15 protein-coding genes are annotated in these 15530 nt (G+C 64.3%); 9 read left to right on the top strand and 6 right to left on the bottom strand.

Features of this window, described 5'->3' with window-relative positions; translation table 11 throughout:
• The first annotated feature begins 158 nt into the window (after positions 1-158).
• Positions 159-1088, top strand: coding sequence for an EamA family transporter RarD (gene rarD / locus ACWGTI_RS18050; RefSeq protein ID WP_454588360.1), 930 nt, complete (start codon positions 159-161; stop codon positions 1086-1088).
• 10 nt (positions 1089-1098) lie between these two features.
• The gene (locus ACWGTI_RS18045) at positions 1099-1785 is read left to right on the top strand and encodes a glutathione S-transferase family protein (protein WP_454588359.1); all 687 of its coding nucleotides are present in this window, start codon (positions 1099-1101) and stop codon (positions 1783-1785) included.
• 18 nt (positions 1786-1803) lie between these two features.
• On the opposite strand, the gene ACWGTI_RS18040 is transcribed toward ACWGTI_RS18045, so the two are convergent.
• Both ACWGTI_RS18040 and ACWGTI_RS18035 read right to left on the bottom strand, forming a co-directional pair.
• The gene (locus ACWGTI_RS18040; protein WP_454588358.1) at positions 1804-2802 is read right to left on the bottom strand and encodes a transporter; all 999 of its coding nucleotides are present in this window, start codon (positions 2800-2802) and stop codon (positions 1804-1806) included.
• A 222-nt stretch (positions 2803-3024) separates the two neighbouring features.
• Positions 3025-3315, bottom strand: coding sequence for a hypothetical protein (locus ACWGTI_RS18035; protein WP_454588357.1), 291 nt, complete (start codon positions 3313-3315; stop codon positions 3025-3027).
• 108 nt (positions 3316-3423) lie between these two features.
• Between ACWGTI_RS18035 and ACWGTI_RS18030 the strand changes: the two genes are divergently transcribed.
• Positions 3424-4308, top strand: coding sequence for a LysR substrate-binding domain-containing protein (locus ACWGTI_RS18030; protein WP_454588356.1), 885 nt, complete (start codon positions 3424-3426; stop codon positions 4306-4308).
• 30 nt (positions 4309-4338) lie between these two features.
• On the opposite strand, the gene ACWGTI_RS18025 is transcribed toward ACWGTI_RS18030, so the two are convergent.
• Positions 4339-4950 (bottom strand): LOG family protein, encoded by a 612-nt coding sequence (locus tag ACWGTI_RS18025; RefSeq protein ID WP_454588355.1) that lies wholly within the window; start codon positions 4948-4950, stop codon positions 4339-4341.
• 125 nt (positions 4951-5075) lie between these two features.
• On the opposite strand from ACWGTI_RS18025, the gene ACWGTI_RS18020 reads away from it, so the two are divergent.
• From ACWGTI_RS18020 to ACWGTI_RS18005, 4 genes are all read left to right on the top strand, one after another.
• Positions 5076-6578: a LysM peptidoglycan-binding domain-containing protein gene (locus ACWGTI_RS18020; RefSeq protein WP_454588354.1), complete on the top strand. Its 1503-nt coding sequence runs from the start codon at positions 5076-5078 to the stop codon at positions 6576-6578.
• Positions 6579-6674: 96 nt separating this feature from the next.
• A complete protein-coding gene (locus ACWGTI_RS18015; protein WP_454588353.1) occupies positions 6675-7010 on the top strand; it encodes an ArsR/SmtB family transcription factor in 336 nt (111 codons plus the stop codon).
• Positions 7011-7037: 27 nt separating this feature from the next.
• The gene (locus ACWGTI_RS18010) at positions 7038-8918 is read left to right on the top strand and encodes an ABCB family ABC transporter ATP-binding protein/permease (RefSeq protein ID WP_454588352.1); all 1881 of its coding nucleotides are present in this window, start codon (positions 7038-7040) and stop codon (positions 8916-8918) included.
• Between the two features lie 141 nt (positions 8919-9059).
• On the top strand, positions 9060-9407 hold the full coding sequence (locus ACWGTI_RS18005) for an antibiotic biosynthesis monooxygenase (protein ID WP_454588351.1): 348 nt from the start codon (positions 9060-9062) through the stop codon (positions 9405-9407).
• On the opposite strand, the gene ACWGTI_RS18000 is transcribed toward ACWGTI_RS18005, so the two are convergent.
• Together ACWGTI_RS18000 and ACWGTI_RS17995 are read right to left on the bottom strand one after the other, a co-directional pair.
• Positions 9386-10258, bottom strand: a complete 873-nt coding sequence (locus tag ACWGTI_RS18000; RefSeq protein ID WP_454588350.1) for an SMP-30/gluconolactonase/LRE family protein — start codon at positions 10256-10258, stop codon at positions 9386-9388. The two genes, ACWGTI_RS18005 and ACWGTI_RS18000, sit on opposite strands and share 22 nt — an antisense overlap.
• A gap of 95 nt (positions 10259-10353) precedes the next feature.
• On the bottom strand, positions 10354-11037 hold the full coding sequence (locus ACWGTI_RS17995; protein ID WP_454588349.1) for a lysozyme inhibitor LprI family protein: 684 nt from the start codon (positions 11035-11037) through the stop codon (positions 10354-10356).
• Between ACWGTI_RS17995 and ACWGTI_RS17990 the strand changes: the two genes are divergently transcribed.
• Complete coding sequence (locus ACWGTI_RS17990; protein ID WP_454588348.1) at positions 10937-11986, top strand: phosphatidylserine decarboxylase; 1050 nt, start codon at positions 10937-10939, stop codon at positions 11984-11986. The genes ACWGTI_RS17995 and ACWGTI_RS17990 overlap by 101 nt on opposite strands.
• Positions 11987-11989: 3 nt before the next feature.
• The gene (locus ACWGTI_RS17985) at positions 11990-12805 is read left to right on the top strand and encodes a CDP-alcohol phosphatidyltransferase family protein (protein WP_454588347.1); all 816 of its coding nucleotides are present in this window, start codon (positions 11990-11992) and stop codon (positions 12803-12805) included.
• A 479-nt stretch (positions 12806-13284) separates the two neighbouring features.
• Here the strand turns inward: ACWGTI_RS17985 and ACWGTI_RS17980 are convergent, their stop codons facing one another.
• A complete protein-coding gene (locus tag ACWGTI_RS17980; protein WP_454588346.1) occupies positions 13285-15507 on the bottom strand; it encodes an AMP-binding protein in 2223 nt (740 codons plus the stop codon).
• Between the last annotated feature and the right edge of the window lie 23 nt (positions 15508-15530).

The following is a 15530-nucleotide window of genomic DNA, read 5'->3' as shown; positions in this document are numbered from 1 at the left end:
CCGCGCTGCCCCTCTCCGTCCCGGCTTCGCCGGGCCACCTCTCCCCACTTCGTGGGGCGAGGAACCAGCGCCCATCCTCCATCCATCAGAAAAAATCCATTGATCCATCAGCAATTTGGGATGGTTTTGAGCATCCCGCTGGGCCATAGCCTTGGGCCATGGCCACTGAAACAACCCAGCCCGACGCCGATGCCAAAGCCCGCCGCGGCTTCCTCCTGGCGCTCGGCGCCTATCTCCTGTGGGGCTTGCTGCCCTTTTACATGAAGGCGGTCGCGCATCTGCCGCTGATCGAGGTGATCGCCCACCGCATCGTCTGGTCGGTGCCGATTGCGGCAGGCGTGCTGGTCTGGGCCGGTCGCACCGCCGATTTCAAGGCCGCGATCCGCTCACCGCGCAGCATCGGCATGGCGGCGCTGACGGCGACGCTGATTTCGGTCAACTGGTCCATCTATGTCTGGGCGATCTCGGTCGACCGCACCGTCGAGACCGCGCTCGGCTATTACATCAACCCGCTGGTCGTCATCGTTGTCGGCGCGCTGGTGCTTGGCGACAAGCTCGACCGGCTGCAGATCGCGGCGGTAGCGCTGGCGGCGATCGCCGTTGCGGTGCTGACGGTGGAGGCCGGCAAACTGCCCTGGGTGTCGCTGGCGCTGGCCTTCTCCTTCGCCGCATACGGCTTCTTTCGCAAGACGCTGCCGATCGGCCCGAGCCAGGGCTTTCTGCTCGAAGTGCTTTTGCTGTCGGTGCCGGCACTGGGCTATATCATCTACCTGATCGCCACCGGCCAGGATCATTTCATCTCCAGCAACGCCACCGATACGGCTTTGCTGATCGGCTGCGGACCGATCACCTCCGTGCCGCTGCTTCTCTTCGCCTTCGGGGCCAAGCTTCTTCGCCTCTCCACCATCGGCATCATGCAGTATATCGCGCCGACCATAGTCTTCCTGATCGCCGTGTTGATTTTCGACGAACCATTCGGCACCACGCAGGCGATTGCCTTCGCGCTGATCTGGACGGCGCTGGCGATGTATTCCTGGTCGATGTTCCGTGGGCGTGAAATCCGCCCAGCGGTTTCGGCCGCGAAATAGGAAGACGTCCATGTACGTGTTGCACATCGCCAACAAGAACTATTCATCATGGTCGCTGCGGCCTTGGGTGCTGATGCGCACCCTCGACATTCCGTTCGAGGAGCAATTGACACCGTTCCCGACCGGCCCGAGCTTCGATCTCTACCGGGCGTTCTCGCCCAGCGGCCGCGTGCCTTGCCTGGTCGATGACGGCTGGGCCGTCTGGGATTCGCTTGCCATCGCCGAATATCTCGCCGAGCGCCACCATGGCGTATGGCCGGCCGAGGCCAGGGCACGATCCTGGGCGCGTTCCGCCGCCGCCGAAATGCATTCGAGTTTCACCGCCTTGCGCGGTGCGTGCCCGATGAGTTGCGGCGTGCGGGTAAAGCCGTTGCCGATGTCGGCTGCGCTCAGGCAGGATCTGTTCCGTCTGGGCGATCTCTGGAACGATGGCCTTGCCCGTTTCGGCGGACCGTTTCTGGCCGGCGGCCATTTCACCGCGGTCGACGCCTTCTTTGCCCCGGTGGCGTTCCGCGTGCAGTCCTACGGGCTCTCTTTCGAGGGTGCGGCCGCCGCCTATCCCGCGCAGCTGCTTGGCCTGCCGGCGATGCAGGAATGGTATGCGGCTGGCCTTGCCGAGACCTGGCGGGAACCGGACCATGAGGCGGAAGTCGCTGCCTCCGGCACCGTCATCGAGGATCTTCGCGCCACGGCGTGAGATCCTTAGGACGGGCGGTTACATGCGCCCAAGCCGCCTGACGAACAGATAGGTCGCCGCGGCGATGACGATCGAAACCGCCGTGACCACCCAGAAGCCCATCGGCGTGTTGACCATCGGCAGGCCGCCGACATTCATGCCGAACAGGCCTGAAATGATGGTCATCGGCAGCAGCACCGCCGTCATCACCGAGAGCACATAGAGCAGCTGGTTCGACTGCATGGTCAGCTTGGCCATCAATTCATCCTGCAGCAGCCTTGTGCGCGCCTGAAGTTGTTCGCCGTCGTGATAGAGCGTGTGCGCACGATGCGACAGCCTTGTCGCCATGTCGTTGATCGGGTCAGCCAGTTCGTTGCGATGTGAATGGTCGAGATGGCGAAACAGGTTCGTCAGCGTCGCCATCTGTCGATGGATGACCACGAGCTGACGGCGCGCCTCGACCAGCGACTGCCGCTCGCTGTGCCAGGCATCGCGCACGATGCGGTCCTCGATGCCGTCCAGCGTATCGCCAAGGCCGTGGAGTTCGGCCGCCATGCCGTCGAGTGACTGGCCCATGACCGCCTCGATCAAATCGGCCGGCGAGCGGAATTTGCGCGAGCTGCTCTCCACTGCCTTGCGCACGAGATCGACCGATTCCAGTGGCTGCTTGCGTGCACCGATCAGCATTTTTTCGTTGAGGGCGAAACGGAAATGGCCGAGCCCGCGTGCCTCCGCCGAATAATCGTGCCGCAGGTCCGGCAGGTCGCCATAGAGCCAGTCATCCTCGAGATCGATGTGGCAGCCCTGGCTGGCGCCGAGGAACGCTTCGCGCACTGGCGCGGGCAGGGCCGCCTCGGCGGCGATCTCGCGGCGGGCGCGCAAGTCGGACAACTGGTAGCTGCGCCAGGTCCAAGCAGCCTCGGCGGCGTCCTTGGTGCGCAGCCCCCCGGCGGTGAAATGATAGATGAAGAACAGCCCGTGCTCGTCGGGCAGGTAAGGCGACAGGGGAGTGCCTTCCGCGTTGAGAGCGATGTTCACGGCTCGCCTCGTCAAGTATAAATTTCGACCACGCCGCGCGCGGATGCCGGCCTGCTATTCCTAACACGGGCGAGCCGGGTTCTGTGTGACAGTTTCTTGACAGCCGATCACAGTCTGTCGATCAGCTTGCGGCATGCTCCGGGCGTCACAAAGCCTTGCGGTGGATCGTCGCCAGACAGCCAGCGGCGTCGATTGCCGCCGGCCGCACTTGGCTGGGATCTCTCAGCGCTTGGGCCCAAACCCGGGGTAGGGCGCAAGCGGCACCACTGCGGCGATGTCCATCATCCCGGCTTTGATCAGCGGCAAGGTGGCGAGGTGGCCGCGCACGTCGGCGTCGCTGCCGGCTTCGAACATCATGCCGCTGCCGGGGATATCGCCGCGGTTCCACACCTGGCGCACAGCGCCCACGGCATAGAGCGTGCGGCGCTGTTCGGCTTCGCCGGGCAGCAGCGGCGCGAAATCGGCATCGCTGAACTTTTCGGTGTTGCGGGTGAGAAGGGCAAAGAACTGCATTTCTGTCTCCTGTGGTTTCGATGCCCAAACTATCGCTGCCGATGGTCAGACTGTCCAAGACTGATTAGGCTAAAGTTGAGACCTGTCAGGACATTGCGAGGTGAGAAAATGTTCGACCTGCGCCAGCTCCGCTATTTTGTCGCCGTGGCCGAAGCCGGCACTATCGGCCGTGCCGCGGAACTCCTGCACATCTCGCAGTCGCCGCTGAGCCGCCAGATCATGCAGCTCGAGGCGCAGCTTGGGATCACCCTGTTCGAGCGGGCCAAGCAGCGCGTTCACCTCAATGCCGAAGGCAAGGCCTTTCTTGCCGAGGCGCAGGCGCTGCTTGCCAATGCACGGCGTCTGGAGGAGCTTGGCCGCAACCTTGCCAGCGGCGCTGTCGGGCGGCTCGCCATCGGTTATGTCGAGGGCGCCGTGCATGCCGGCCTTGTCAGCCGGATGCTGCGGCAGTTCCGCCGCGACCGGCCGGATTTTCATCTGCAGTTGAAGAACCAGCGTTCCGCGGTCCAACTCGAGGGGCTACGCCAGCGTTCGCTCGACCTCGGCTTCGTTTACGGCCCTCCCGCTGCCGACGATCCCGATCTTGCCGCCGTGCTGGTGAAGCGCGAACCGCTGGTGCTGGCGATGCCGCAAAATGATCCGCTCGCCGCCGTCGTCGACATCCGGCCCGAGCATCTCGATGGCCGCGTCTGGATCACGGTGGTGCGCCAGCCCGACGACACCAACCGGGCTCAGTTCCTGGCTGCCTGCGCCAAGGCCGGCTTCGTGCCCGACATTGCCTATGAGACTGCTGATCCCCTGACCTCGCTCGGCCTGGTCAGCGCCGGGCTCGGTCTGGCGACGGTTCAGGCAAGTCTCCAGAGCGCGGCACCCTCAGGGATCTTGTTCCGTGACCTGCCCTGGTTCGAGCGGACCGTCTCGATCCATCTGGCATGGCGACGTCAGGACAAGCGGGCGGTGATTGTGGATTTGAGGGAGGTAATAGGAGAGTAGGGGGTCTTCTAAACATACTCCCTTACTCCCCTACATCTTATCAATCACCGACTGCACGCCTTCCGTCGGCGCATCGACCGACGAGCCCGCCACCATGATGGCGGCGACGATGGCTTCGGGGTCTTCGACCACCAGCGGCCTGACCCGTTGCGCGGTATGGATAAAGCCTTCTTTCGACATGTGGTCGAGCAGCGCCAGCATCGGATTCCAGAATCCTTTGACGTTGGCAAAGACGATCGGCTTGCGGTGATGGCCGAGCTGACCCCAAGTCATGACCTCAACGATCTCCTCAACCGTGCCGATGCCGCCCGGCAGCGCCACAAAGGCGTCGGATTTTTCGAACATCTTATGCTTGCGCTCGTGCATGTTGTCGGTGATCAGCAACTCGTCGAGCCGGTCAAGCGCGGTTTCGGTCGCCTCCTTGTTGATGAGGAAGCGCGGAATGATGCCCGTCACCCTGCCGCCGGCCTTGAGCGCGCCTTCGGCGACGGCGCCCATAATGCCTTTGGTGCCGCCGCCATAGACCAGTCGCAGGCCGGATTTGGCGAGCGAGCGGCCAAGCAGGTGTCCGGCCTTGGCGTAGATTTCATCGCGGCCCGGAGACGAGCCGCAGTAGACGCAGACGGATCGAATCGTGTTCATTCGTGATTGGTGATTGGGTCTGAATGCGGGGTCAAGCCCCAGAGGCCGACAAGCCCGGGCTTTTTCTTGTCGGTTCCGGCAAAAAGCGCTAGACCGGCGTTAGGTGGCTAAGGGGCAGGGGAAATATGGCTATTAATCCATTGAAGGCGTTTCTGTTCGCGGCGGGTGGGACCGTCGCGGTCGTCGGAACCGCCTATGTGTCGGGCGCACTCGACCCGTATCTCAATCCCACGCCGCCGGCGGAGGTTGCGTCGCTGACGCCGCCGGCTGACAAGCCGGCCGATACAGGGACCGAGGGAAGGCTGCCACCGGCGCCTGCCGCGCCCACCGATGCCAAGGCTACGCCGGCCCCTGCCGACGCAACGGCTCCAGCCACAGAAGCTGCTGCGCCGGCTGTGGCCGGCCCGGTTGTGCCGAGCTTCGATGTCGTGCGCGTCGAAAGCAACGGCTCTATCGTCGTTGCCGGCAATGCCGCGCCCAATTCCAAGGTCGAGATCCTCAACGGCTCGACAGTGCTCGGCTCGACGGTCGCCGGCCCGGACGGCGCCTTTGTCATCGTCCTCGACGATCCGCTCAAGCCCGGCGACTATACGATTGCGCTGCGCTCAACGACAGGCGATGTCGTTACGCCTTCGGTGCAGACCGCCGTCGTTTCGGTTCCCAAGGACGCCGCCGGCCAGGTGCTGGCGATGGTCGAGGAGCCTGGCAAGCCGGCCGAGCTGTTGACCGTTCCGGCGCCTGAGACCAAGCCTGCGGCACCGGCTGCCGGCGATCAAGCCGCTGCTCCCGCTGCCGAGGCGCCTGCCGCGACCGCACCTGCCGCCCCGGCCGCGGTGGATGCCGCCGCAGCTCCCCCACCGGCGACACCGCCGGCTGCGGCGGTGGCCGAGCCGAAGATCGTCGTCGAGGCGGTCGAGATCGACGGCAACAAGATCTTCGTTGCCGGTCTCGCCGATGCTGGCCGCAAGGTGCGCGCCTATGCCAACGATATCCTGCTCGGCGACGCGGTGACGTCGTCGGACGGCCATTTCCTGGTAGAGGCGACGCGCGACATCCCGGTTGGCAGCTACACCATCCATGTCGACGGTCTCGATGCCGACGGCGTGAAGGTGGTTGCCCGCGCCGCCGTACCGTTCGAGCGTGAGCCTGGCGACACGGTCGCCGCGGTGGCACCCGCCGGGACCAAGCCAGCCGAGGCAAAGCCGGCCGCACCGGCTGCTGCCGAAGCGCCGGCCCCTCCCGCACCGGCTCCTGCCGCTCCGGCTGCCAGCGCACCCGCAGTAGCCGAGGCACCGGCGGCCCCGGCAGCGCCCGCTGCCGAGGCTCCGGCTGTCGTTGCGGCAGCAACGCCCGACGTGCCGGAAACGGTGGCGCCGAAACTCGAACATGCCGACGGCGCCGTCATCATCCGCCGCAACGACACGCTGTGGCGGATTTCGCGGCGCGTCTACGGTCACGGCGTGCGCTTCTCGACCATCTATCTCGCCAACCAGGACCAGATCAGCGATCCCGACCGCATCTGGCCGGGGCAGGTGTTCAAGGTGCCGGAAAAGTCGAAGGAAGGCGAAGCCGCCGACCTCAAGGCGATGGGCGAGCAAGCAACGACGGCGCCGGTGAAGGCGCAGTAGGTGATCGGCTAATCTCCCCCCTCGTGGGGGAGATGGCCCTTCTACCCATCGGATTAGGTTGCCCCATATCAGTTCATCGTCTATCGCCGATGAACGATGACAGACTCCCTGACAGAACCAGACCACGCAAACTGCGCACCGCCCGCAAGCCGCGCGGTGGCCGCTCGCTTCGCGGCGCTCTCGCATCCGGTGCGTATCGAGATCCTGAAACATTTGTCGGCCAGCAATTCCTGCTGCTGTCGCGAGGTCGTCGACCATCTCGATCTGGCGCAGTCCACCGTTTCCCAGCATTTGAAGATCCTGGTCGAGGCCGGCCTGGTCCGCTTCCAGCCCGACCGGCAGCGCTCGCGCTATGAGGTCGACCGCGCGGCACTCGCGGACGTTTCCGTATCGCTGACCGCGCTCGTTAATTCCTGCTGCTCCGGCCGCTGATCCGCTCTCACCCAAAAGGCAAGAAAAGTGGCAGAAAAAACCGTTTCCGATAGCTCGACCTTCGGCACCTTGCGCAATCTGTGGCCCTATATGTGGCCGGCCGACCGCGCCGATCTCAGGGCACGCGTCACCTGGGCGACGCTGCTTCTTGTCGTTGCCAAGCTGACGCTGGTCGCAGGTCCGTATTTCTTCAAATGGGCGACGGATGCACTGGCCGGCGACGCCAAATCTGCGCCGCCACTGCCGTCCTTCCTGCTGGCGCCTGTCATGCTGGTCGTCGCCTACAATGTCGTGCGGCTGGTGCAGCTCGGTTTCAACCAGCTGCGCGACGCCCTGTTTGCCCGCGTCGGCCAATATGCCGTGCGCCAGCTCGCCTTCCGCACCTTCGTTCACATGCACCAGCTGTCGCTGCGCTTTCACCTGGAGCGGCGCACCGGCGGCCTGTCGCGCATTATCGAGCGCGGCACCAAGGGCATCGAGACGATCGTGCGCTTCATCATGCTCAACACGGCGCCGACCATTCTCGAATTCGCGCTGACCACCGGCATCTTCGCCTACACCTATGGCTGGAAATATGTGGCCGTTGTGGCGATCACTGTCTGGGTCTATGTCTGGTTCACGGTCCGCGCCAGCGACTGGCGCATCTCGATCCGCCGCGACATGAACGACAGCGACACCGACGCCAACACCAAGGCGATCGACTCGCTGCTCAATTTCGAGACCGTCAAATATTTCAACAACGAGGCCATGGAGGCCGAGCGTTTCGACCGGTCGATGGCGCGCTATGAAATGGCCGCGACCAGAATCTGGACCTCGCTCGGCTGGCTTAACTTCGGCCAGGGCATCATCTTCGGCCTCGGCACCGTCATCGTCATGTGCATGTCGGCGCTGGAGGTGCAGGCCGGCACGCAGACGGTCGGCGACTTCGTCTTCATCAACGCCATGCTGGTGCAGCTGTCGGTGCCGCTCAATTTCATCGGCTTCATCTACCGCGAAATCCGCCAGGGCCTGACCGACATCGAACAGATGTTCGACCTGCTCGACGTGCCGCAGGAAATCACCGACAAGCCCGGTGCCAAGCCGCTTGCCGTCTCTGCCGGCAAGGTTGAGTTCCGCGACGTGCATTTTGCCTATGATCCCAACCGCAAAATCCTGAAGGGCGTCTCCTTCGAGGTGCCGGCAGGCAAGACGGTGGCCATTGTCGGCCCGTCGGGCGCCGGCAAGTCGACCATTTCGCGGCTTTTGTTCCGCTTCTACGACGTCCAGGGCGGCCAGGTGCTGATCGACGGCCAGGATGTCAGGGACGTGACGCAGCAGAGCCTGCGCCGCGCGATCGGCATGGTGCCGCAGGACACTGTGCTGTTCAACGACACCATCGCCTACAACATCCGCTACGGCCGCGTCGGCGCCAGCGAAGAGGATGTGCAAAAGGCGGCCGAACTCGCCCAGATCGGTCCGTTCATCCAACGCCTGCCGGAAGGCTATCGCTCGATGGTCGGCGAGCGCGGCCTGAAACTGTCGGGCGGCGAAAAGCAGCGCGTGGCGATCGCCCGCACCATTTTGAAGGCGCCGCCGATCCTGATGCTCGACGAGGCGACCTCGGCGCTGGACAGCCATACCGAACAGGAAATCCAGGCCGCGCTCGACCTGGTCAGCAAGGGCCGCACCACCATTGTGATTGCCCACCGCCTGTCGACGGTGATCACCGCCGACGAGATCATCGTGCTCAAGGACGGCCAGATCGCCGAACGTGGCACCCATGCCGAGCTGATGCGTCAACACGGCCTCTACGCCTCGATGTGGGACCGCCAGCGCGAAGCGACGGAAGCCGAGGAGAGGCTGCGTATTGCCAGGGAGAGCGATGAGCTGGGTGTGATTGTGCGGAGGAGGACGTCGGAGGTTAGTTAGGCGGCGGATCGCCAATCTCCCCCACGAGGGGGGAGATCGAACATCACCTCGATTTTCCCCTTGACCTCAACTTTGGTTGAGCTCGCAAACCGTTCTTGAGCCACCGCACAGCCATGTGTTCAAGAACGGAGATAGATTGAAATGGATCAACTAAATCAACAGTTTGCCGATGCAGCCGTATTCAGGGTCGACAAATTCATCGTGCCCGCCGAGGCGCGCGAAGAGATCCTTCGCAAGGTCAGGGCAACGCATGAATTGCTGCGCCTGCAGCAAGGCTTCGTCCAGGATTTCGTGCTCGAGCAGTTCTCCGGTCCTGGCGAATTCAACCTCGTCACCATTGTCGAATGGCAAAACCAGGCGGCCGTCGACAATGTCGTGCCGATCGTCAAGGCGGCGCATGAGCGGGCAGGTTTCAACCCGCAGGAGACCATCGCCCGGCTTGGCGTGAAGGCCGATATCGCCAACTATCAGCGCTTGCCTGAGATGTAAGAAGGCCAGCCGACTCCAGGTGCTGGCGCTTCGGCGCTGAGCACCTGGCCGGTGCGGGCGTCGCTGATCATGTTCTCGAAGCCGCGCCATTCGGCGGCGGCGATGAACAGTGTCGTGCCCTCGGGTCCGCCCAGCATGCAGGCAAAGCAGCCGCGGTCGGCATTTACGGTCTGCAAGACCTCACCACCCTCGCGTACCCGCACGCAACGCTTGTTGGGAACATCCGCATACCAGGCAGCACCTTCGGCATCGAGGCAGATGCCGTCGGGAAAGCCATCGAGATCGGCCCAGACGCGGCGGTTGGAAAGGCTGCCATCGGCGCCGATGTCGAAAGCGGTCAACTGGTTGGCATGCGATTCCGCGATGATCAACGTGCTGTTGTCCGGCGTCACGGCCATGCCATTGGCGAACGCGATGTTCTCGGCCACTTGCCGGACCTTGCCGTCAGGCGTGATCAGCACGATGGTGCCCGGCCCGAAATGCTCGCCCGCCCCCGGCGCCGGCCCGCCGCCGTTGACATAGATATTGCCGCGCCCGTCGACGACGATCTCGTTCCACGGGCTGTTCGACAGGTCTCTCAAATCGGCATGGGTAGCGAGGGTGCCGTCCGTTTCCTGCCGTACCAGGAGGCCGTCGCGCCCCGAGACGACGAGCAGCCGGCCATCCGACAACCAGTCGATGGAATAGGGCAGGATCGCCGGCACGGTGAGCATCACCTCGCTCTTGCCGTGCTCATCCACCACGACGATCTCGCCGGTTCCCCAGTTGCAGACCCACAGTCGCCCATCATGCCAGCGCGGCGACTCCCCGAAAGCGAGGTCGGCTGCAACGAGACGCGTCTGGTTCTGCATTTGGGGTGACTCCTTGTTGGGAGCGTCGTCATGGGGACCATGATCGGCGCCGTCTCTCCAAGGACGGGCGAGGGGCTGGTTCCCCGACAGCAGGTTTACGGTTTTTCGCTCAGGAAGAATGTGCCGTCCGCATGCCCGTTGGCGCCGCATGATGGCGGCTCGGATCTGTCATCCATGCCGGCGCCGGTCTGCTCGACGACGAGCGCATCGCCGTCGCGGCGAAAGGTGAATACGAACCCGGTCGGTTTGTCGTTGTCGTCGGTGTCTTCGAGCCGAAGCGTCTTGCGGTTGGCAACTGTGCCGTCGATCTCGCACGACCCACTTCCTGAGACCGGATTGGAGACGACATCTTCCGAAATCTCGAGCTTGCCAGCGCCCGTTGCCTTGATCTCGACCGAGCCGCGCACGCTGCTCCATGTGCCGATCAAACCGGCATCCGCCGGCTTGCGGATGCCGGCCAGGAAGGTCGCGCGGTCATGCAGGAATTCGCCGAGATCGAAAGTCTGCTGCTGCTTGGGCGTGTTCTCGTTGAAGCCGGCGATATGGTCGCGATACACGATGAAATCGCTCTGGTCGTGCCGCAGCGCCTTGCCGGCAGGAGCATCGAGCATCTTCAGCAGCGCGGCATAATTCTTCGCTACATCGGCATCGGCTTGTGCCAGAGCCGGATCAGTGCAAATGGCCTTTTCCGCCACGCTGGCGGCCTTGGCGCAATCGAAGGACGGCTTGCCTTGCGCCGCCGCATGGGCTGCCAGCAGCGCGGTCAAAACGGCACCCATAGCTGCCAATCGCGTGGCGGTGTGGTGCGCTTTCCCTGATTTCGGTATCATGGGCAGTCGCCTTCGCCGCGCTTTCAGCCAGCCGTGGCTTGAATTCTGGCGGCAAAGCCGCCGACAGGCAAGCACGTCGCCGTTGCCGCCGGCCGTGGCCAATGCAGCCTTGCCCAATGTTGCGTTGCGACGGCGGAGCCTTTCCGGTATTGAGGCCGGACCTGAAACAGGGACCGCCCCAGCCCATGAGCTCCACCAAATGAGCCTAGTCGACTCGGTCAAGAATGCTTTCGTCCCGATCCATCGCGAGGGCTATCCGTTCATCGCCGCCTTTGGCGCCGGCACGCTGTTCCTCGGCTATTTCTCCTCGCTGCTGTTCTGGGTCGGCCTGATCCTGACCGCATGGTGCGTCTATTTCTTCCGCGATCCCGAGCGCGTCACGCCGGTCGACGACCGGCTGGTGGTCAGCCCCGCCGACGGCATCATCTCGGCGGTCGGGCCGGCGGTGCCGCCGCGCGAGCTCGGCCTTGGCAACACCGAAATGACCCGCATCTCGGTATTCATGAACGTGTTTTCCTGCCACGTTAACCGCGCCCCCGTGCGCGGCCGTATTTCCAAGATCGAGCACCGGCCGGGCAAGTTCCTCAACGCCGAACTCGACAAGGCAAGTTCGGAAAATGAGCGCAACGGGCTGGTCATCGACAGCCCCAACGGCACCGTGGTCGCCGTGCAGATCGCCGGCCTGGTGGCGCGGCGCATCGTCTGCTGGGCCGAGAGCGGCGGCTCGATCGCCATCGGCGAACGGTTCGGCCTGATCCGCTTCGGCTCGCGCGTCGACGTCTTCCTGCCTTCGACCGCCGTGCCGCGTGTCGCCGTCGGCCAGACCGCGGTCGGCGGCGAAACCGTGCTCGCGGAATTCGGCGGCATCGCCGCAACCCCACTCGTCAGGATCTCGTAAGCGGTGGGCGCGCCGTTCAAAAAATTCGAGGCTCACGGCAGCGGTGGCCCGCGCATTCGCGAAATCCCGATGCGCATGGTGCTGCCCAATCTGGTCACCGTGCTTGCCATCTGTGCCGGGCTGTCCGGCATCCGCTTCGGCTTCGAAGGCCGCTTCGAGCCGGCAGTGGTGATGGTGCTGCTCGCCGCCTTCCTCGATGGCATAGACGGGCGCCTGGCGCGTATGCTGAAGGCGACATCCAAATTCGGCGCGCAGATGGATTCGCTGGCCGACATCGTCAATTTCGGCGTCGCGCCCGCTTTGGTGCTCTATGCCTTCCTGCTCGACCGCGCAGGATCGCCCGGCTGGATCGCGGTGCTGCTGTTCGCCATCGCCTGCGGCTTACGGCTCGCGCGCTTCAATGTGCTCGACGAGGAGCATGATCGCCCGATCTGGCAGAGCGAATATTTCGTCGGCGTGCCGGCGCCGGCGGGCGCCGTGCTGGTCATGCTGCCGCTTTACCTGTCATTCCTGCACGTTGGCGTTGAGCCCAGCCGTACCGCCGCCTTCGTCGCCAGCGGCTTCACCATCCTGGTCGCCTTCCTGCTGGTCAGCCGGCTGCCGGTCTATTCCGGCAAAAGCCTGAAAGTGCCGGGCGACAAGGTGCTGCCGATCATCCTCGCGGTCGTGCTCTACGTGCTGCTGCTGATGACCTATCCCTGGTACACGCTGACCGCCTCGGTCGCCGGCTATCTCATCTTCCTGCCCTTCAGCGTGCGCGCCTATTCCAAGCGCGCCAAGATCGAGGGCGAGAAGGTGCCGCCTTCGGATATTGGCTGACAGGACCTGCCGCCATTCGCTGCCGGCGGTCACCTGGCTTTCGGCGCTTGCCGCATGACACCCGACCCGTCGGAACCTGTCGGCCATGCTGATCGTTATGTCCCTCAGCGGGCATTCGCAGCCAACTTGCATCAGGTGCAGGACCTGAAGAAAGCGAGGCGGAAATGGCTGTCATTCTCATCGGTGCTTTGCTCACTGTCGCTGGTGTTGTGTACATGGCCGGCGCCGTACTCAGGCGCGGCGGCTTAGCGATCCAGCGCCCGTTTCCGCGACGCCGGATGCCCCCACGCAGAATCTCGCAACGACGGGCCCGACACTTGAGCCACGGCGGCGTGGGCTCGGATTCTTCGGTCTGTCGCAGAACTGGCCGGGCCTGCTGATGATGGCGGTCGGCGTCATTCTGCTGTTGTCGTGGATGGTTCTCTAGAGCTTCGCTCCGCTCCGAGCTCGGAACGAATTCTCGACGACGTCCGCAAGCCTCAAGCCGCAGCGCTGAGCCCCAGCTTTTCGATTGCAAGCTTCCGCGTCGAGACATAATCCGTCTTGCCCGAGCCCAGCACCGGAATCTCGCCGACCTTGACGATGTCGTTGGGCACCATCAGTTCGGCGGCGCCCGCCTTCTTGCCGAACTTGCGCAGTTCTTCCGGATCGGCGTCGCCGGCGGTGGTGACCAGCACGATGCGCTCGCCGCGCCGCTTGTCGGGCACTGCCACCGCGGCGTGGCGCTCTTCCGGCCATAGCGACTGCACCAGCATTTCGACCGCGCCGAGCGACACCATCTCACCGGCGATCTTCGCGAAGCGTTTTGCGCGGCCGCGAATGGTGATGAAGCCCTCGCGGTCGACCGAGACGATGTCGCCGGTGTCGTGCCAGCCGTCCAGCGGCTGCAATTCGCCGGGGCGGTCGGCCGTCATGTAGCCCATCATCAAATTCGGCCCGTCGAGCCACAGGCGACCGGCATCTTCTATGCCTTCGACGGCTTCGAGCTTCATGCGCACCGCCGGCAGCGGTCGCCCGACCGTGCCGTCGCGGCCATGAATGGCGGTGTTGACGGCGACAACGGGGGCGGCCTCGGTCAGCCCGAACCCCTCGATGATCGAGGCATCGAAGCGCTCGCGGTAGACGCGGCGTGTCTCCGGCTTCACCGCCTCGGCACCGGCAACGACGAAACGCAGGCTCGAGAAATCGCCATCCTTGGCGGTGCGGGCATAATTGGCGAGGAACGTGTCAGTGCCGAACATGACCGTCGGCTTCACCTTGCGGGCGATCTCAGGAATGATCTTGTAGTGCAGCGGCGAGGGGTAGAGGAACAGCTTTACCCCGGTCACCAAAGGCAGGATGGTGCCGCCGGTCAAACCGAAAGAGTGAAACACCGGCAGCACGTTGAGCAGGATGTCGGACGGCGAGATGGTGACGCGCGCCTCGGCCTGCATGGCATTGGCGTGAAGATTGCGGTGCGACAGAACCACGGCCTTGGGCGTACCTTCCGAACCCGAGGTGAACAGGATCACCGCCGGCTTGGCTGCGTCCTGCCGCTGCAGCGGAAGGCGCCACAGCACGGCGGCCGCGAGCTTTTCCAGCGCTGTGACGCTTGCGCGCACATCCTCCAGCCACAGCATTTTGGCGCCACCGGCCTCGACCGCGGCGATGATGTCAGCGAGCGCAGCCTTTTCGACAAATGCGCGCGAAGAGATGACGGTGCGGATCACTGCCGTGCGCACGGCGGCGGTGACGCTCGCCGGCCCGGCGGTGTAGTTGATCATCGCAGCCACGCGGCCAGCTGACAGCAGGCCGACAAAGGACAGCACCACGCCATTGGCGTTGGGCAGCAGCACCCCGACTGCTTCGCCGGGTGCCGTTATAGCCTCGAAGCGGCGGCCGAGCACGCGCGCGCCGATAAACATCTTTCGATAGCTGAGCGAACCGCTGATCACGTCCCCGATGATCGGATGCGAGGTGCCGGTGCGATCGGCTGCATCGCGCATGGCCAGGAACAGGCCGCGATTGAGGTTGCTACCATAGAGCCTGGCCTCGGCGATGCGGTCGAACAACGCATTGGTGTTGGAAGCCTGATCGGGATTGCGCGCCAGCAGCTCGGCAATCGTCATCGGCTCCAGCACACTGATCGACAGTTTCGGGAACCAGTGTCGGGGCGCCCGGTCCCTTGGGGTCAAGGACACCGGCAAGTCGCGCGCGCCGGCGACGAAGATCGGCACGATGCGGGCGTCGGCCTGCATGGCAATGCGGGTGACGGCGCGGAAGAGGCGAAATGACTTCACATCAGGCTCGACGTCGTCTGGGAGATAGACGGCAAGCCGGCCTTTGCCCTTCAGCACCCTGACCAGCCGCCGGCTGACGAACAGATGCTCGGCGTTGAAGGCGATGGTGCGGCCAAGCTCGCGCCACGGCTCCAGCCAGGGCGAGCGCGCAGAGGCCTCGTCGAGAATGTGCAGCGTGTCGTCGGGCAGCAGCGACAGCATCAGCGCCGGCTCGATGCGCGACTGGTGCGAAACCACATAGATCACCGGCGTCGGCGCACTGCGCGCAATGCGGATGCGCCGGTCCTCGATGCGGTAGGCAAGCTTGAACGGCACGTAGAGCAGCGCCTGGGCGAAGCGCATGTCGAGGCGAAAGGTCTCGATCGCGCCAATCAGCAGCCAGGCCAGCACGAGGCCTGCAAGCAGCGCCAGTGTCAGGATCATGCCGCGTCTCTCCCAACGTTCCG

The organism is Mesorhizobium sp. ArgA1, from assembly GCF_053714375.1.
This window is presented reverse-complemented; position numbering and strand designations above follow the sequence as displayed.